General features: G+C 40.5%; 17 protein-coding genes and 1 other annotated feature. Of the genes, 14 read left to right on the top strand and 3 right to left on the bottom strand.

Annotated features, from left to right (window positions below; all coding sequences use genetic code 11):
* Positions 1-110: 110 nt before the first annotated feature.
* The 9 genes from QQK00_RS14770 (at position 111) to QQK00_RS14730 (ending at position 10,085) form a co-directional block, all read left to right on the top strand.
* Positions 111-665, top strand: coding sequence for a sigma-70 family RNA polymerase sigma factor (locus QQK00_RS14770; RefSeq protein ID WP_284218383.1), 555 nt, complete (start codon positions 111-113; stop codon positions 663-665).
* Positions 658-1,359, top strand: a complete 702-nt coding sequence (locus QQK00_RS14765; RefSeq protein ID WP_284218382.1) for a DUF3379 family protein — start codon at positions 658-660, stop codon at positions 1,357-1,359. The genes QQK00_RS14770 and QQK00_RS14765 overlap by 8 nt, the downstream gene beginning before the upstream one ends.
* A 145-nt stretch (positions 1,360-1,504) precedes the next feature.
* Positions 1,505-3,019: a sodium/proline symporter PutP gene (gene putP / locus QQK00_RS14760; protein ID WP_284218381.1), complete on the top strand. Its 1,515-nt coding sequence runs from the start codon at positions 1,505-1,507 to the stop codon at positions 3,017-3,019.
* Between the two features lie 15 nt (positions 3,020-3,034).
* The gene (locus tag QQK00_RS14755; protein WP_284218380.1) at positions 3,035-4,255 is read left to right on the top strand and encodes an EAL and HDOD domain-containing protein; all 1,221 of its coding nucleotides are present in this window, start codon (positions 3,035-3,037) and stop codon (positions 4,253-4,255) included.
* 164 nt (positions 4,256-4,419) lie between these two features.
* On the top strand, positions 4,420-5,334 hold the full coding sequence (gene cysD / locus QQK00_RS14750) for a sulfate adenylyltransferase subunit CysD (RefSeq protein ID WP_284218379.1): 915 nt from the start codon (positions 4,420-4,422) through the stop codon (positions 5,332-5,334).
* The gene (gene cysC / locus QQK00_RS14745; RefSeq protein ID WP_284218378.1) at positions 5,334-5,930 is read left to right on the top strand and encodes an adenylyl-sulfate kinase; all 597 of its coding nucleotides are present in this window, start codon (positions 5,334-5,336) and stop codon (positions 5,928-5,930) included. The genes cysD and cysC overlap by 1 nt, the downstream gene beginning before the upstream one ends.
* Entirely contained in the window at positions 5,930-6,727 is a 798-nt protein-coding gene (cysQ, locus tag QQK00_RS14740) for a 3'(2'),5'-bisphosphate nucleotidase CysQ (RefSeq protein WP_284218377.1), read from the top strand. Before cysC ends, cysQ begins: the two co-directional genes overlap by 1 nt.
* Before the next feature lie 2 nt (positions 6,728-6,729).
* A complete protein-coding gene (cysN, locus tag QQK00_RS14735; protein ID WP_284218376.1) occupies positions 6,730-8,136 on the top strand; it encodes a sulfate adenylyltransferase subunit CysN in 1,407 nt (468 codons plus the stop codon).
* 224 nt (positions 8,137-8,360) lie between these two features.
* The gene (locus QQK00_RS14730; RefSeq protein ID WP_284218375.1) at positions 8,361-10,085 is read left to right on the top strand and encodes an SLC13 family permease; all 1,725 of its coding nucleotides are present in this window, start codon (positions 8,361-8,363) and stop codon (positions 10,083-10,085) included.
* Positions 10,086-10,088: 3 nt separating this feature from the next.
* Here QQK00_RS14730 and QQK00_RS14725 read toward each other — a convergent pair whose 3' ends face one another.
* The 3 genes from QQK00_RS14725 to QQK00_RS14715 all read right to left on the bottom strand — a co-directional run bounded on the left by QQK00_RS14725 (position 10,089) and on the right by QQK00_RS14715 (position 11,899).
* Positions 10,089-10,565, bottom strand: a complete 477-nt coding sequence (locus QQK00_RS14725; RefSeq protein ID WP_284218374.1) for a hypothetical protein — start codon at positions 10,563-10,565, stop codon at positions 10,089-10,091.
* A 3-nt stretch (positions 10,566-10,568) separates the two neighbouring features.
* Complete coding sequence (locus tag QQK00_RS14720) at positions 10,569-10,799, bottom strand: hypothetical protein (RefSeq protein ID WP_284218373.1); 231 nt, start codon at positions 10,797-10,799, stop codon at positions 10,569-10,571.
* 164 nt (positions 10,800-10,963) lie between these two features.
* The gene (locus tag QQK00_RS14715) at positions 10,964-11,899 is read right to left on the bottom strand and encodes a hypothetical protein (RefSeq protein WP_284218372.1); all 936 of its coding nucleotides are present in this window, start codon (positions 11,897-11,899) and stop codon (positions 10,964-10,966) included.
* Positions 11,900-12,203: 304 nt separating this feature from the next.
* Positions 12,204-12,317: a sequence feature (His leader region), on the top strand.
* A 65-nt stretch (positions 12,318-12,382) separates the two neighbouring features.
* Here QQK00_RS14715 and hisG point away from each other — a divergent pair.
* From hisG to hisH, 5 genes are read left to right on the top strand one after another with little or no spacing between them, the layout of a single operon-like run.
* Positions 12,383-13,297 (top strand): ATP phosphoribosyltransferase, encoded by a 915-nt coding sequence (gene hisG / locus QQK00_RS14710; RefSeq protein ID WP_284218371.1) that lies wholly within the window; start codon positions 12,383-12,385, stop codon positions 13,295-13,297.
* Positions 13,298-13,300: 3 nt separating this feature from the next.
* Positions 13,301-14,620, top strand: a complete 1,320-nt coding sequence (hisD, locus tag QQK00_RS14705; RefSeq protein ID WP_284218370.1) for a histidinol dehydrogenase — start codon at positions 13,301-13,303, stop codon at positions 14,618-14,620.
* Positions 14,617-15,756 (top strand): histidinol-phosphate transaminase, encoded by a 1,140-nt coding sequence (gene hisC, locus QQK00_RS14700; protein ID WP_284218369.1) that lies wholly within the window; start codon positions 14,617-14,619, stop codon positions 15,754-15,756. Before hisD ends, hisC begins: the two co-directional genes overlap by 4 nt.
* On the top strand, positions 15,753-16,823 hold the full coding sequence (hisB, locus tag QQK00_RS14695) for a bifunctional histidinol-phosphatase/imidazoleglycerol-phosphate dehydratase HisB (RefSeq protein WP_284218367.1): 1,071 nt from the start codon (positions 15,753-15,755) through the stop codon (positions 16,821-16,823). The genes hisC and hisB overlap by 4 nt, the downstream gene beginning before the upstream one ends.
* Positions 16,823-17,443, top strand: coding sequence for an imidazole glycerol phosphate synthase subunit HisH (gene hisH, locus QQK00_RS14690; RefSeq protein ID WP_284218366.1), 621 nt, complete (start codon positions 16,823-16,825; stop codon positions 17,441-17,443). Before hisB ends, hisH begins: the two co-directional genes overlap by 1 nt.
* The last annotated feature ends 13 nt before the right edge of the window (positions 17,444-17,456 follow it).

The following is a 17,456-nucleotide window of genomic DNA, read 5'->3' as shown; positions in this document are numbered from 1 at the left end:
TATTGATTTATTGAATGTCAGATGCAAGTCACTTGAGCCCCTCGTATTTCTTAGACAAGTTATTTGTCTGCGAGTGAACAGCCCTCAATAGCAAACAGGACTTTTTTAAAATGTCAGGAAATAATTTCGAAACTGCCTCGGTCTCTACAGACATGATGACAAAACAACGAAGATATGAAGCCCTAGTGAAGGCGTTACATGCCGATATATTTCGCTACGCCGTGTGGCTTATTAAAGACCGGACCATTGCCGAAGATGTGGTGCAAGAAACTTTCCTTCGCGCATGGAAATCATTGGACTCACTGCAAGATGAAGCGGCTGCCAAGTCTTGGCTAATCACGATTTTACGTAGAGAAAATGCACGCAGATTTGAACGCAAACAATTTGATCTTGTTGATATTGATGATGTAAGTGTCGCCGATCCAAAAGCCACTGATGCATCTGATACACAACAGCGTGACTTGAGACGTGCGATTGCTCAACTCGCTGATGACTACAGAGAGCCTTTAGTACTCCAAGTTATCATGGGGTTTAGCGGTGACGAAATAGCTGCACAATTAGACCTAAATAAGAACACTGTCATGACTCGTCTTTTTAGAGCTCGCAGTCAGCTAAAAGAAATTATGACGAATAATTCAACAATAGGAGCCCAAATAAATGGATGATTTAACATTTAGACGTACTGTTTATGCGGATCCGTTTACTAAAGAAATGGCAGTCATTGATGCCGCAAAAAACGATCCTAAAAAACAAGCGTTTTGGGATGAAGTCAAGGCAATGGAAATGTCTATCGAACAGGCATTAGATGTTTCTGTGCCCGAAAACCTTGCTGACAAACTATTGCTACGACAATCCATTGCCGAACATTCAGAGCAAAAACAAAAGCGCCCTTGGTATATAGCAATGGCCGCATCTATTGCGTTAGCAGCATTAGTCACAGTGGGTATGTTAACGCAGGCACCAAGTGGTATTGCGATGGATGCATTAGCACATGTTGAGCACGTTGAAATGGAGTCACAAAAATATGGGTTGGTTGATTTACAAGACGTAAATGCGAAACTGGCGAATTATAATGGCAGCATTAACCAGAAGATTGGAGAAATTGTTTCTGCTAATTATTGCTACTTGAGCAGCATTAAAAGCTTACACCTTATTGTAAAAGGGCAAGAAGGATTGATGTCATTGTTTGTATTGCCAAACAATATAACTGACGATGTGGACTCTTCTTTTTCAAACGATGAACATAGCGGCACAAGCTTTTTACTAGAATCTGCTCGTATTATCGTAGTAGGTGAAAATGATGGTGAAGTGAATGACTTTTCTGCTAAAGCGAAACAATTCATGCAATTCTCTGCGTAGTGTCACTTTTTTCACCTGCATTTAGGGCCTCTGCATTAATAGAGGTCTTAAATGGACAAATAATCAATAGATAACACCTCCCTCCTCTTTAGAAATTCGCACAGCCTGTTACCATGGTTTCTTAAACTAAGTATTTGAGGATTCTATGGAATTCAGTTCGTACATATCACTAGCTATTTATTTCATCGCCATGCTAGGTATCGGTTTTTATGCATATAAAAACAATGAAGAGAGTGCATCCGGTTACTTATTAGGCGGAAGAAAATTATCAGCGCCAGTCACAGCCTTATCCGCTGGCGCATCCGACATGAGTGGCTGGATGTTGATGGGTGTTCCCGGCGCTATGTACCTTTCAGGCGCATCTTCACTTTGGATTGCATTTGGCTTAATCATCGGTGCCTGGTTAAATTATCTAATTGTTGCGCCAAAACTAAGGGCCTTCACAGAAGTCGCCAATGACGCAATCACTATTCCTGATTACTTAGAAAACCGATTTTTTGATGACAGTAGAATGTTGCGTATTATTGCGTCAGCCGTAATCATTGTATTTTTCACAGTATATACCTCTTCTGGTATTGTAGCTGGAGGAAAACTGTTTGAATCAAGCTTTGGCCTTGCGTATCACTGGGGCGTAATAATTACCGCTGGCGTGGTTGTCGCGTACACACTTGTAGGGGGCTTTATGGCAGTATCGCTTACCGATTTTATTCAAGGGTGTATCATGTTCGTTGCCTTGGTATTAGTACCAACAGTTGTGACCTTTGAGCTGGGCGGCGTAAATCAAACGTTAGATTCACTTAACGCAATTTCACCTCATCTATTGTCGCTGTCAATCGACGCAAATACAGGACAAACAATTGGTATCATCGGTATTGTCTCATTGTTATCTTGGGGCTTAGGCTATTTTGGCCAGCCACATATTATTGTTCGTTTCATGGCAATCAAGTCGCTAAAAGCACTACCTAGCGCTCGAAGAATTGGCATGTCGTGGATGATTGTTTCATTATTTGGTGCAGCGCTTACTGGTTTATTTGGACTCGCCTACGTAACGGAACAAAATATTTTATTGTCCGATCACGAGACTATTTTTATAGTACTCTCTCAGTTGCTATTTCACCCGCTAATTGGCGGTTTTTTATTAGCGGCGATACTCGCAGCTATCATGAGTACAATATCTTCTCAACTATTAGTAACATCTAGCTCGCTCACGAGAGACGTTTACCTTAATTTCTTCAAGCGCGATGCATCTGAAAAAACACAGGTATTGGTTGGCAGAATATCAGTATTAATCGTTTCAATTGCGGCCATCGTTTTAGCATTTGGTGAAAATAAGACAATATTGTCCCTCGTAAGCAATGCGTGGGCGGGGTTTGGTGCAGCGTTTGGTCCCTTGATAATTTTGTCGTTAACGTGGAAGCAAGTCAGTAAAGAAGCCGCTATTGCTGGCGTACTGACGGGCGCTGTTGTCGTAATTGCCTGGATTTATTTACCCTTGGGCAACAACGGAGAATCGATGTCTTCCGTCATGTACGAAATAGCCCCTGGTTTTATTTGTTCTGCGCTGGCTATTGTTATTGTGTCAAAAATAAAACCAGCGAATTCTAATGAATTAGATCTTATGTACGATAAATATGAAAGATATTTAGAAAAAGACAACTAGGACGGTTAATACTCTATGGCTTTATACACTGCGCGACAGCCGATTTTAGATACATCCAAAAATTTAGTAGGTTATGAGCTACTTTTTCGCAGCAGCCTAGACAATGTGTTCCCAAATGTTGATGAAGAAAAGGCGACATCAAAAATGATTGAAGGCCTTCACATTGACATGGGCCTAGATAGAATTTCGAACGGTAAAACTGCGTTTATCAATTTTACAAAGCAAAGCTTGTTAAATGATTATGCTGAATTGCTGCCAAAAGAAAAAGTAACCATTGAGATATTAGAAAGCGTCCGACCAACAAAGGCCGTCTACGTAAAGATGAAAACGCTATCTGATGCTGGTTATTCGCTTGCATTGGACGATTTCATTCATTCAGAATACTGGGAGCCGTTTTACAAACTATGTAAAACCATAAAGGTAGATTGTTTACAAATAAATGATGAGCAATTAGCGGATATATGCGCCGTAGCAAAACGTCACTCTCATCTGCAGTTATTGGCTGAGAAAGTGGAAGATGCAGAGACCTTTCAAAAATACAAAGCATTAGGTTTTGATTTGTTTCAAGGATATTTCTTTGCTAAGCCAGAAGTAATAAAAAGCGTCAGCCTATCTAATTCTCAATCACTGCTAAGTACCTTGTTAAATGAAACCTCTAAAGTATCACCAAACATCAACAAAATTACAGAAATTTTCGAATTAGACCCAAGCCTATCATTCAAACTACTTCGCTACGCACAATCGCCAATTTTTCAGCGTAGGAAAAAAATTGACAGCATAAAGCAAGCGCTCGTAATGCTTGGCTCCAAGGAACTCGAGCGCTTCATAATGCTATTGTTTGCAGCAACATTTTCTGAAAACAAACCCACTGAACTCATTAGATTGTCACTTCAACGCGCAAAATTTTGCGAAGAACTTGCAGAAATAACAAATAGTAAAGAGAAGTTATCAGCTGCGTTTTTAGCAGGTATGCTCTCACTCCTAGATGCCATGCTTGATGCAGATTTAGCCTCTGTGATAAGTAAACTTCCTCTATCCGATGAAATAAAAATCGCACTAGTCAGGCATCAAGGTGACTTAGCAAATTACCTCAACCTTTGCCGTAGTTGCGAAAAAGGCGATTGGGATGCAATGGAAGAAGGGTGTACACAACACAAAGTAAGTCTAGATGTGCTTTCTGACACGTTTTTTTCTGCTGGCACTTGGGCAGAAGAGCGTGTTGAAGCATTAACCTAATATCAAACCAACATCGATATTAACGCTTTTGTAACATGACTGCTTTAATAGTTATAGATCTGTGATTAGCAATAGCGAATTGTCATAATCCTAAACTTGTAAATATGATAGAGTTCTATAAATAGAATTTTTTAATATATGTTTACGAACAGGAAATGACACTCATGACCACGAAATTGCCAAATATGTCTCATTTGAAGCAATTAGAAGCAGAAAGTATTCATATCTTCAGAGAAGTAGCGGCAGAGTTTGACAACCCCGTAATGCTGTATTCTGTAGGTAAAGACTCATCCGTTTTACTCCATTTGGCTAGAAAAGCTTTTGCTCCTGGCACTATTCCCTTTCCTTTGTTACATGTAGATACTACCTGGAAATTCAAGGAAATGATTGAGTTCAGAGATCATATGGCCAAAAAGCACAACCTCAATCTATTGGTTCATACTAATGAAGAAGGTGTTGCGAATAATATTAGTCCTTTCAGTGTAGGCAGTGCTAAACATACAGACATTATGAAAACGGGTGCACTCAAACAAGCACTAAATAAATATAAATTTGACGCTGCATTTGGCGGAGCACGTCGTGATGAAGAGAAATCAAGAGCAAAAGAACGTGTTTACTCTTTCCGCGATGAAAATCACCGTTGGGATCCTAAAAATCAACGCCCGGAACTTTGGAATATCTATAATTCGCAAATTAATAAAGGCGAAAGTATACGCGTTTTCCCCATGTCTAACTGGACAGAGCTAGATATTTGGCAATATATCTACATGGAAAATATTGAAATTCCGTCGTTGTACTTAGCCAAGCCACGTCCAGTCGTTGACAGAGATGGCGTGTTAATTATGGTTGATGATGAGCGTATGCCTTTAGAAGAAGGCGAAACACCAGAAATGAAGTCAGTGCGTTTTAGAACGCTTGGCTGTTATCCATTGACAGGAGCTGTTGAGTCACTAGCGGATACGCTGCCGGAAGTTATTCAAGAAATGTTGCTTACCAAAACCTCTGAACGTCAAGGCCGTGTAATTGATCACGATTCCTCAGGCTCGATGGAGAAGAAAAAAATGGAAGGTTATTTCTAATGAGCGAAAATATCGTTTGGCATCAACATATTGTTGATAAAGCTAATCGTGCAGGCGCCCTGAATCAAAAGCCAAGTGTCATATGGTTAACTGGACTTTCTGGCTCGGGTAAATCCACCGTTGCGAATTTGTTAGAAAAAAAATTATTTGATAAACAAAAAAAGACCTATCTGTTAGACGGTGACAATGTGCGACATGGCTTATGTGGAGACCTTGGCTTTGATGATAAAGCGCGAGTTGAAAATATCCGTAGAGTAAGCGAAGTAGCTAAGTTGTTTGTGGATTCAGGTACGATTGTCATTACAGCATTTATTTCGCCCTTTAAGGCTGATAGAGAGTTTTGTAGAAGTCTATTATGCGATGGTGAGTTTATTGAAGTATTCGTTGATACTCCCATAGAAGTATGTGAACAACGTGATCCTAAAGGTTTGTACAAAAAAGCTAGGCAGGGAGACATTAAACATTTCACAGGCATCGACTCGGTATATGAGACGCCTGACCAGCCTGAAATACATTTAGCGTATAGCGATAGTGAATCTGCCGAACAAAGTGCAGAACGTTTGTATAAGATGCTTGAATTAAAGGGGTACGTGTAATGGGAAAGGAAAACCTGACAGAATTACTTGTGGATGCTGTAAAGAAGATTGCCATTGAAGCCGGTGACAAAATTTTAGGCATTTACGAGCAAGATTTCGATATTTATGAAAAAAACGATGCGTCTCCCCTCACGGATGCTGATCTAGCCGCCCACAATCATATTGTTTCGGGCTTAGAAGCAATCAGTTCTCTTCCAATTTTATCTGAAGAATCTGCAGAAATTAGCTGGGATGAGCGCAAAACTTGGTCTCGATATTGGTTAGTTGATCCACTAGATGGTACTAAAGAATTCATTAAAAAGAATGGCGAATTTACTGTTAACATCGCGCTTATTGAATATGGGCAACCGGTATTTGGCGTTGTACATGCGCCAGCCCTGAAAAAAACATATGTAGGCTGGGTTAACAACTTCGCATACGTAGAAACAAGTAGCGAACAAAAAACACTAACGCCTAGCGTGAACGATGGTTCGCAAACATGGAGAATTGTAGGCTCTCGCTCTCATCAAAGCCCAGAAATTAATAAAGTGCTCGAACAGCTTGGGGGAGAATCAGAGTTAGTCGCAATGGGGAGCTCACTCAAATTATGTTGCGTTGCAGACGGCACCGCTCATATGTACCCGCGCGTTGGTCCAACAAGTGAATGGGATACTGGCGCAGCTCATGCAGTTGTACTTGCAGCTGGTGGAAAAGTGACTGAACTCGATATTGAAAACCCTTTAAACCCCGATGCTTCACCGTTGAAATATAACCAGAAAGCATCTGTGTTAAACCCTTATTTTATGGTTACCAACTAATTATGAACCACGAAAACGAATTGTTAAAATCAGACATCCTTGAATACCTAGCTGCACACGAACGTAAAGATATGTTGCGTTTTTTAACTTGTGGTAGCGTGGACGATGGTAAAAGTACCCTTATCGGTCGACTCCTACATGATTCAAAAATGATCTATGAAGATCAATTAGCGGCAGTCGCTAAAGATAGTAAAAAGGTAGGCACCACTGGTGAAAAAGTTGATCTGGCACTGCTAGTAGACGGTCTTCAGTCCGAAAGAGAACAAGGCATCACAATTGACGTTGCCTACAGGTATTTCAGTACCGATAAAAGAAAGTTCATCATTGCGGATACACCTGGGCATGAGCAATACACCAGAAACATGGTAACAGGCGCCTCTACTTGTGACCTAGCAATTATCTTGGTCGATGCCAGAGCTGGCGTAAAAACCCAAACAAAACGTCACTCATTCTTGGTCTCATTGTTAGGCATCAAGCACGTTATAGTTGCAATCAATAAAATGGATTTGATGGATTATAGTGAAGAGGTTTATAACAACATAAAACAAGAATATTTAGCATTCTCTGAACAGCTTAATATTCCTGATATTAAGTTTGTACCAATTTCAGCGTTAGAAGGCGACAATGTCGTCAACCGAAGCGACAATACGCCTTGGTTTGATGGCGCTTTATTGATGGAACTGCTTAACAATATTGAGATAAGTAGCCAAAAACATAGTGAATTCAGGTTCCCTGTTCAATATGTAAATCGCCCACATTTAAACTTTAGAGGATTTGCTGGCACCGTAGTTTCAGGCAGCGTTGCTGTTGGCGACGAGATTACCGTGTTGCCGTCGCTTAAAACTTCGAAGATAAAGTCGGTATCGACATTTGATGGTGACAAACAAGAAGCCTTATCTCAGCAAGCTGTTACGCTAACACTTGAAGATGAAATTGATATATCTCGCGGCGATATGATTGTGAAATCATCAAACCTCCCATTGCACTCAACTAACTACCGAACCCATCTCGTCTGGATGGCAGAAGATGCAATGATTCCGAATAAGCAATATAGCTTCAAATTTGCAACCAAATTAGTTGCTGGTAGTGTACGTAGCCTTGCTCACAATATTGATGTTAACACTTTAGAAGAAAGTGAAGCTGTCCACCTAAACCTAAATGAAATAGGTGTTGCTGATATTCAACTGACACAACCCGTTGCATGCGACCCTTATTCAGAAAACAGGGCGACAGGTGCATTTATAATCATCGACAGACTTTCAAATAGTACTGTTGGTGCAGGTATGATTATTAGCGAAAATCAAGCCCCCAGTACCAATGAAACTTTTTCAGCGTTTGAGCTAGAGTTTAATGAATTAGTACGAAAACACTTCCCTCATTGGGGCGCAGCAGATATCAGCAAGTTATAATTTACAACTATAGAGAAAATGAGGCTAAGGCCTCATTTTTTTCTTTTCTAACTATTACTCTTACCAATAGTAATATTCGGCGGTATCAGCATACAAGACTAGAACATTATCTAACATGAGATATGAATTTATTCCTATCAAATAGAAAAACTCTAGCCTATTCGCTTTACCCAAAGTTTCAAAATCTATAACCTGTATATAGTTTTCTTTGACAAATTGCTTACATGACAATTCATCAAATTGCAGTAATTCTGATATTTTTCACTACCATATTGACGTTGATATTTTCCAAAAGGCGCCCATCAGGTATTTTTGCGGCATGTACCTTGTCGCTGATGATTATTCAACAAATTACTTTCAATGACGTCGTAGCTAACGCTACCAATACGGGCCTGATTACTTTAATACTGCTATTAATTGTAAGTACATCCTTAGACAAAACCACTTTTTTAAAACGTATAGGAAGAACAATCTTAAACAAATCCTATTCGGTGACTTACCTAAGGTTGTTCTCACTAACATTTTTCTCGTCGGCATTACTTAACAACACGGCTGTGGTCGCCAGTCTAATCAGCACAATTAAGCAAAACCAGTTACACCCGGCATCAAAACTTCTTATACCGCTGTCATATGCTGCTATTTTGGGCGGAACAGTCACTTTAATTGGCACCTCAACAAATCTTATTGTAGATAGTTTTTTGATTGAAAAGGGACTTAAAGGCTTCGACTTTTTTGACTTTACAGTTTTCGGCTTATCTGCAGGCATCATATGCGGCGTGCTTTTATATATTCTGAATCCACTTCTACCTAAATTTGCAGGCAATAAATCAAATTATAATAGCTATTTACTTGAGGCTGATGTCGAAGCTGACTCGGAATTGGTAGGTAAGAGCATAGAAGAGAATCATTTACGAAACTTACCGGAGCTATTTTTAATAGAAATAATACGCGGAAATAAGCTTATTAGCCCTGTTACACCAGATCTCGTAATTGAAAAAAACGACAAGCTAATTTTTACTGGAAATGTAAAGAATATTGACAATATTGGTCATATTAAGGGTTTGACGTTTTTCGCAGAGACGGACGGCTTAATGCATGAAAATTTAACTGAGGTCATTGTCTCCAATAGAGCGCCAATCATAGGGAAAACATTAAAACAAACAGGTTTTAGAGCGTTGTTTGATGCCGCAGTAGTTGCAATTAGGCGAGACGGCGAATCTATATCCGGTAAAATTGGTGAATTGCAGTTGCAAGCGGGAGATTTCCTATTGCTGGCTACAGGCACTGACTTTCAAAAACGGGAGAACATTAGTAAAAATTTCTTTATCGTTTCAGAACAAAAAATCATGCGTAAATTGACTGTCCTTCAAGAAAGTTTTACATGGTTTGGCTTCATTACTGTAATTGCCTTAGCGGCTCTGTCTATTCTGCCATTAGCCACAGGTTTATTGTTTTTTGCAGCCTTGTTAGTCGTTACTAAAATATCATCCATTGCAGAGATAAAACGTAACCTGCCGCTTAATCTTATTATTGTCATTGTAGGCGCCTTAAGCCTTGCCAAAGGGTTAGAACATTCTGGAGTATTGTTAATGCTAACCAACGCGTTAATGCCGCTATTAGAACACTCCTCCCCTATTGTCGCTCTTATAATCGTTTATCTGTTGACCTTACTATTGACAGAATTCGTTACAAACAATGCAGCAGCAGCACTCATGTTCCCATTTGCCTACGGTTTGGTTGCCAGCTTGAATTTACCCATTATGCCCTTTGCTTTGGCCGTGGCGTTTGCCGCGAGTGCCAGCTTTATTTCTCCTTACGGCTATCAAACGAACTTGCTGGTATTTAGTGCATCCAATTACAAATTTAAACACTTTGTAAAAATTGGAACGCCGATTTCTATGCTCTACAGTACAATCGTATTGACAATGTTAAGTTGGTACTACTTTTAGCTATTACTTTTTATCTTTGGATTGAATAAGGAAATCTGCATAAGAGCGCAACTTTTCCTTTTCCCTTAATTCTGCGAAAGGATCTCTTTGATCATTCTCATTCGGCATTTTCTCCGCCTTTTTACTCACTTTTTTTAGACCAAGACCTCGATTGATTTCTTTATCTTTACGCCATAGCAACACCCGAGATAGCGCGGAGTTTCCTGCACTATCCAAAGCGTCAATCTTTTCCTTTTTTTTGTTGAAGAAGTGATTTGCCAACCCAAATACGACAAGTAGAACCACCCAACTAAGCCACTTAAGCACGAACGACATTGCCAAGTTTGTGTCCTCTTTTGTCGTTTGCACAAACTCAACGTAATCTTGATGGATTTGCCCGACAATCAAAATTGACACAATTAACAACAACAACGTGACTATAAGAAACTTATAACGCCGCCACAGCAACCCAGACAATACAATATTAATAAGCTTATTCATTATTTATCCAAAAATATTTATACCCAACACGGCAAGTACTGCAAGTAGGCCTTTTTCTCGAATTGACGAATAAATTTTACTTTCCTCTTCTTGAACAATCACTTCTAACTCTTCAGCAGAAAAGTCTTCAGGTTTACTTTTTGCAATGATAATACGGGTTTTCGCTCGGCCAATCGCTTTGTCACGAATCGCACGTTTGAATTTCTTTGAAATGGATGAAAATGGATTTTTCACTAATACCTCACTCTTATTACCAACTAATAAGTATCACAACTGCGGTTTTGAAGCTAGTTGGCCCTAAAGTGAATTGTAAAAATGTATGTTGACGGAGCGTAAAGATGTATGTGTACAGGAGATTAATGGACACCTACCTAACAAGGTAGATGTCCCAAATGGTTTTATTTCGAGCGCCTAAAGGCTAACAAGGAGAAAACACCCAATAAACCAAACATTCCTAGTAGTGGGCTATTCACGTTATTTACTTGAACCGTTCTAATCGCGTTTGCACCGATACCAGTAGGGTCACCAAACCCAGTAAATGCAAAGAAAGGCGAGATCTCATCATCACCACCACCAATTCCAGGGAATAAGCTGACGGCAAACGACTCAGAAGTTACGGTATAAGTTAACTCAAATGACTCTCCATCTAAAAGCTCGCCTAAGGCTTCTGTAGATGAAAATGTATTCCAAAAATAGTTGTTCGCGCCAGGTAAGTATGTCCCTAGAGTTTCACCGTCAGTGACAAGATTAGCCCCGAATATAGAATCATAAGATAACGCAGCAAGCGAATTCCAAATTTCTACGCCGTTTAACGCAATAGATGCATTATAAGAACTAACCAGCGAGACGCCGGCACATGCATCTCCAACAAAAACAACGTCACTTAGCGCATCAAACCCATTTTCAACAGTAGCTACATCGATTGGGCCCGGAAATTCGCCGTCACCATCACCCGTGTCACAGCCAACACTTAACCCACCACCAAGAATTTCAAAGTCAAATTCGTAAGCCTGCGTAATACCAGTGTTATTCAATACATTAAACGTTTGTTGATACTCAGCAAACGAAGAGCCACTTGTATTTACGCTCGAATTAACAAAAAATTGACCGGATTTATTGCCAGATGCACTGGCACCATAACCAAAACCAAAGACACTAGCGCTAACAGAACGATTGTCTCCAGGTAATGCTTGGTCTGCCGCAGATACTGATGTTAGCACATCATCAAACGCGGCATCTGCCGATGTTGAAATATCAATGATTGATGCATTTACTGTGCTCATGCTTAATAGTGATGCTAAACCTAAGGCTACTTTTATGTTTTTAGTTTTCATTTTTTACTACCGTTAGACTACAAATTACTTATCTCAATACAAGTATTGAGCCAAATATTTCAGCCTTATAGATCAACAAGTTAAAACTCGTAGCAATGAAGTTGTAAATATTCCCGACACTTTTCTGTACAAAAATAATACGTCCAAACGAAACGAGCCTATCACTAACGTAATTTTGCAAGTAGAAGAAAGCGTAAGTCGCTAACTTATGTCGAAAAGTTGTATTGAAAAATACAACAACTCTGGTACCATGCGCCTCATAAAATTATTACGCCGATAAAATGAATATATATACAGCAAACATTCATCATCATCACAACACATAACCTTTCAGGTATGTGCTTGGAAGGTATTGTTTCTTCCAAGTCGGCATTCGGAACATAAAGCCCTCGGAAGGAAACTTCGGGGGCTTTTTTTTAGGCGTCTGAATTGCTGAACTAAAATTGCTAAATATGCACGCAGTAAACACAAGGAATATAAACAATGAGCGACTCTACTAGATTACGTATTGCGATACAGAAATCAGGACGTCTTAGTGATGACAGCATAGCTTTACTCAAAGCTATTGGTATTAAACTCCAGATTCGAGACCGTTTACTGATAGCCCATAGCACCAACGAGCCTATCGATCTATTAAGAGTACGTGATGATGATATTCCCGGCTTGGTAATGGATGGCGTAGTTGATCTCGGTTTTATTGGAGAAAACGAATTAGAAGAAAAAATGCTTGAACGCCAAGCTGCAAAAAAGCAGGCCGCATTTAATACGCTACGCCGACTAGATTATGGCGGCTGTCGTTTATCTATAGCCGTGCCTAACGAGATGGCATATGAAAATATAAAATCTCTGGAGGGCAAAAAAGTCGCCACGACTTATCCATTCTTACTTGAAAGATTTTTTGCGCAAAAGAACGTGAATGCACAAGCGGTCATGTTAACGGGATCTGTTGAAGTTGCACCAAGAGCGGGTGTTGCAGATGCAATTTGCGATCTTGTTTCGACAGGCGCAACACTTGAAGCAAATGGGCTATGTGAAGAAGATGTAGTCTTTAATTCTAAAGCCGTATTAATACAAAAAGCTGATGCATTAAGCGATGAAAAACAAGCACTTGTAAGCCGTTTATTACCCCGAATTGACGGCGTAATTCAAGCGAAAGAAAGTAAATACATTATGTTACACGCCCCAAAAGCCTACTTAGAGCAAGTTAAGAGCTTACTGCCCGGTGCTGAGAACCCTACTGTGCTTGCATTATCCGGACATGAGAATGCAGATGATAGCGAGCGTGTCGCTATCCACGTTGTAAGTTCAGAAACATTATTTTGGGAAACCATGGAGAAACTTAAAGCCCTTGGTTGTAGTTCAATATTGGTATTGCCAATTGAAAAAATGATGGGGTAAAACATGCCTACACTAACTAAGTGGTCATCTCTTTCTGAGCGAGAAAAAGAACTAGCACTCAGTAGGCCGGCACTTAAAGATAATATCCAACTTCAAGAGACAGTAAAAGATATTATCGCTCAAGTACGAAAAAGTGGGGATAATGCTTTAAAGCACTTTTGTGAAAAGTTCGATGGCGTGTCCCTTGGCAGTTTGCGCTTACCAAAAGAAATCATTGAAAGTTCAATTTCGGGTTTGAGCAGTGACGTTTGTGAGGCCATAGATTTAGCATACGAAAATATACGGCTTTTTCATCAAGCGCAGTATCCAAAGGATATCGAAATTGAAACTACACCGGGCGTCATTTGCCAGCAAAAACATAGTCCGATTGCACGTGTAGGTTTATACGTACCAGGTGGCACCGCCCCTCTTCCGTCTACAGTGCTTATGTTAGGTGTTAGTGCGCAGGTAGCAGGGTGTGAACTTGCGATTTTATGTACCCCACCCAATAAACAAGGTACTGTCGCGCCAGAGATACTTTATGCAGCAAAAAAATGTGGTATTCAAGAAATCTATCTTTGCGGTGGTGCTCAGGCTATTGCGGCGATGGCATTTGGTACCAACACGATTCCTAAAGTAGATAAAATCTTTGGCCCAGGCAATAGCTTTGTCACCGAAGCAAAACAGCAAGTTAGCCAGACATTTGATGGTGCAGCAATCGATATGCCTGCCGGCCCATCTGAAGTGCTCGTATTAGCCGATAAAGACGCTAATCCAGCCTTTGTTGCGTCTGACCTACTTTCTCAAGCAGAGCATGGTGCAGACTCTCAGGCGATACTCGTCAGTGATAACGAAACACTTATTACTAGGACCATTACTGAGCTTGAGAACCAATTAAATAAACTGCCTAGAAAAGACATTGCTGCAGCTTCTATTGCGAATAGTCGCTTTATTTTGTGCGAAGACATAAATAAATGCATAGAGGTGACAAACACCTATGCGGCTGAACATCTCATTGTGCAAACAGAAGATGCGAGCATTTTAGTTGATAAACTAGCCAATGCAGGCTCGATATTTGTTGGGCCTTGGTCGCCTGAATCAGCAGGTGATTACGCGAGTGGCACTAATCATGTGTTGCCAACATATGGCTACTCTCGGACGTACTCTAGTTTAGGTTTATTAGATTTTATGCGTCGTTACACAGTACAAACATTATCAAAGAAAGGGATAAGAAGCATCGGCCCTGCAATTATGACACTTGCTAGCGCTGAAGGGTTAGATGCGCATAAACAAGCTGTTGCTCTGCGTTTAGATACATTGGATAAAATGGAAGGTGGCGAATGAGCAGTAATTGGTTGTCGCAACTGACGAGTGAGCATGTGCGTGACTTAATGCCTTACCAATCTGCCCGCCGGTTGTTTTCTGCAGAAGGCGCAGACGGTGATCAGCTTTGGCTCAATGCTAACGAAGCGCCTGACACTGAGGCCGTGCAAATCGACTATCGCTTATTTAATCGCTACCCAGATTGTCAGCCAAGTGAAGTTTTAGCAGCTTATGCGCAATATGCGGGCGTAAAAAAAGGCGAAATAATTACTACACGCGGCGCAGATGAAGGCATTGAGTTAATCATTCGTGCATTTTGTCAGGCAGGCAAAAGTAACGTACTAATTTGTCCACCAACTTATGGTATGTATGCAATAAGTGCGGAAACATTTAATGTAGGTGTCAAAAAAGCCCCCTTGAGAGAAGACTTTAGTTTGGACCTCGAATCCATTACAGCATTTGTGGATGACGTAAACGTAGTATTTATTTGCTCACCGAATAACCCTACAGGTACTGATGTCCCGACATCCGATATCATTCAAGTGTTAGAAGCATATAAAGATAAAGCCATCGTAGTTGTTGATGAGGCATACATCGAATTCTCAACGCAACAAAGCCAAGTTGATCTATTGAGTAAATACAATAATTTGGTGATTCTGCGTACCTTGTCAAAGGCATTTGCGCTTGCGGGTATTCGTTGCGGATTCACATTAGCATCGCCAGATATAATTACTACGCTATTGAAAGTGATTGCGCCATATCCGGTGCCCGCACCAGTTGCACAAATTGCAACACAAGCGCTTTGCCCTGAAGGTATTGCAAAAACATCAGATAGAGTGGCACTTTTAAATGCCGAATTAGCTAACATAGCTGCACGGTTAAAAAAAATAGACAACGTAGAAATAGTCGGCGGCACTGCAGGTAATTTCATTTTATTCAGGCATAAGCAAAATAAAGCGTTAATGCAGTATTTAGTTGAGCGAAATTTATATATCCGCGACCAATCAAAACAGTATTTGTTAGAAAACTGCCTCAGAATAACCGCTGGTACCAGCGAGCAAAATGAACGTTTACTAAACGCAATACTTGCCTTTTTTGAAGGTGAAATTTCAAACAAACAATTTACACAAAATCAGACATCAAGGACACAAGCATGAGTCAACAAGCGATTCTTTTTATTGACCGTGACGGCACACTTGTCGAAGAACCACCTGTCGACAAACAACTCGATTCATTAGAAAAACTTGTGTTTGAGCCGAATGTCATCCCTGCGCTCTTAACACTACAAAATGCGGGGTATGCCTTAGTCATGGTATCAAACCAAGATGGCCTTGGGACTGACAGCTTCCCCCAGAGTGATTTTGATTTGCCGCACGATAAAATGATGTCCGTTTTTGCGTCGCAAGGAATCAAATTTGATGATGTCCTCATATGTCCGCACTTCCCCGCTGACGATTGCAGTTGCCGTAAGCCTAAACTTGGTTTAGTAAAAGATTATTTGCAGCAAGGGAAAATAGATTTTACTCGCTCTTACGTCATCGGTGACCGTGATACAGATATTCAGTTAGCTGAAAACATGGGCATCGTCGGCATCAAATATAGTCCAGATACATGTCATTGGAATGCAATTGTTGAGCAGTTAACTAAGCAAGCACGTATAGCCGACGTCGTGCGTAAAACCAGTGAAACAGATATCAAAGTGCACGTTAACCTTGATAACACACAAAAGTCTTATATTCACACAGGCTTGGGTTTTTTTGATCATATGCTTGACCAAATTTCAACCCATGGTGGGTTTTACTTAAACCTTAGCGTAGATGGTGATTTGCATATTGACGATCATCACAGTGTAGAAGACACTGCGCTTGCGCTCGGTGAAGCATTAAAAAAAGCACTTGGTGACAAACGGGGCATTGGCCGGTTTGGGTTTGCCTTACCGATGGACGAATGCCGAGCAGAGTGCATATTAGACATTTCGAACCGGCCGCACTTAAAGTTCGAAGCAAAATTTTCACGAGAATCAGTGGGTGAAATGGCAACCGAAATGGTGCCACACTTCTTTTACTCAATCGCCCAATCAATGGGTTTGTCTCTGCATTTAACTACGAGTGAAGGGAATGCTCACCATCAAGTAGAGAGTCTGTTTAAAGTATTTGGACGCGCACTGCGTCAAGCAATCAGTAAACAAGGCGACGACCTACCTAGCTCAAAAGGAGCCTTGTAGTGCCCACAACAAAAACGAAAGTTACTGTCATCAATACAGGGTGCGCGAATATTGCCTCCGTAAAGTTTGCATTTGAACGTTTAGGTGCTGCGGTAACCGTGAGTGACGATGTGCAAAAAATATCACTTGCTGATCATGTCATTTTGCCCGGTGTAGGTGCTGCGCCAGCCGCGATGAAAAGCATACAAGGTAAACAGCTTATAGATTGTATTCAACACCTTACACAACCCGTTTTGGGAGTTTGTTTAGGTATGCAACTTATGGTGTCCAATTCTGAAGAAAGTGATTTGGGGAGCTCAAACAATACACCTTGTTTGAATTTAATGCCAGGCAAGGTAGAACGCATGCAAGTCGGTGATTTGCGTTTACCACATATGGGATGGAACCAAATATCAATTGTTGAACAAAATCCTTTATTTAAAGGCATCAGCAACGGCAGTTATTTTTACTTTGTACATAGTTATGCTGTAAGTAAATATGAACACACACTTGCTAGTTGTGATTATGGTAAACCGTTTTCAGCGGCTATACACCGCAACAATTTTTTTGGCGTACAATTTCATCCAGAACGAAGCAGTGATGCGGGCGCGCAGTTGCTAGAAAACTTTTTACTTATATAGCCAAGAGTGCACT

The organism is Agaribacter marinus (assembly GCF_030160655.1).
Lineage (GTDB): Bacteria > Pseudomonadota > Gammaproteobacteria > Enterobacterales > Alteromonadaceae > Glaciecola > Glaciecola marina.
The sequence above is the reverse complement of the archived record's forward strand: the minus strand, read 5'-3'. Positions and strand labels throughout refer to the sequence as shown.

Coding starts and splice junctions, on each gene's coding strand:
- hisG (WP_284218371.1), top strand. CDS start 12,383: ATGAGCGACTCTACTAGATTACGTATTGCGATACAGAAATCAGGACGT.
- QQK00_RS14730 (WP_284218375.1), top strand. CDS start 8,361: ATGACAATTCATCAAATTGCAGTAATTCTGATATTTTTCACTACCATA.
- QQK00_RS14715 (WP_284218372.1), bottom strand. CDS start 11,899: ATGAAAACTAAAAACATAAAAGTAGCCTTAGGTTTAGCATCACTATTA.
- QQK00_RS14725 (WP_284218374.1), bottom strand. CDS start 10,565: ATGAATAAGCTTATTAATATTGTATTGTCTGGGTTGCTGTGGCGGCGT.
- QQK00_RS14755 (WP_284218380.1), top strand. CDS start 3,035: ATGGCTTTATACACTGCGCGACAGCCGATTTTAGATACATCCAAAAAT.
- QQK00_RS14770 (WP_284218383.1), top strand. CDS start 111: ATGTCAGGAAATAATTTCGAAACTGCCTCGGTCTCTACAGACATGATG.
- cysD (WP_284218379.1), top strand. CDS start 4,420: ATGACCACGAAATTGCCAAATATGTCTCATTTGAAGCAATTAGAAGCA.
- cysQ (WP_284218377.1), top strand. CDS start 5,930: ATGGGAAAGGAAAACCTGACAGAATTACTTGTGGATGCTGTAAAGAAG.
- cysC (WP_284218378.1), top strand. CDS start 5,334: ATGAGCGAAAATATCGTTTGGCATCAACATATTGTTGATAAAGCTAAT.
- QQK00_RS14765 (WP_284218382.1), top strand. CDS start 658: ATGGATGATTTAACATTTAGACGTACTGTTTATGCGGATCCGTTTACT.
- hisC (WP_284218369.1), top strand. CDS start 14,617: ATGAGCAGTAATTGGTTGTCGCAACTGACGAGTGAGCATGTGCGTGAC.
- putP (WP_284218381.1), top strand. CDS start 1,505: ATGGAATTCAGTTCGTACATATCACTAGCTATTTATTTCATCGCCATG.
- hisB (WP_284218367.1), top strand. CDS start 15,753: ATGAGTCAACAAGCGATTCTTTTTATTGACCGTGACGGCACACTTGTC.
- cysN (WP_284218376.1), top strand. CDS start 6,730: ATGAACCACGAAAACGAATTGTTAAAATCAGACATCCTTGAATACCTA.
- hisD (WP_284218370.1), top strand. CDS start 13,301: ATGCCTACACTAACTAAGTGGTCATCTCTTTCTGAGCGAGAAAAAGAA.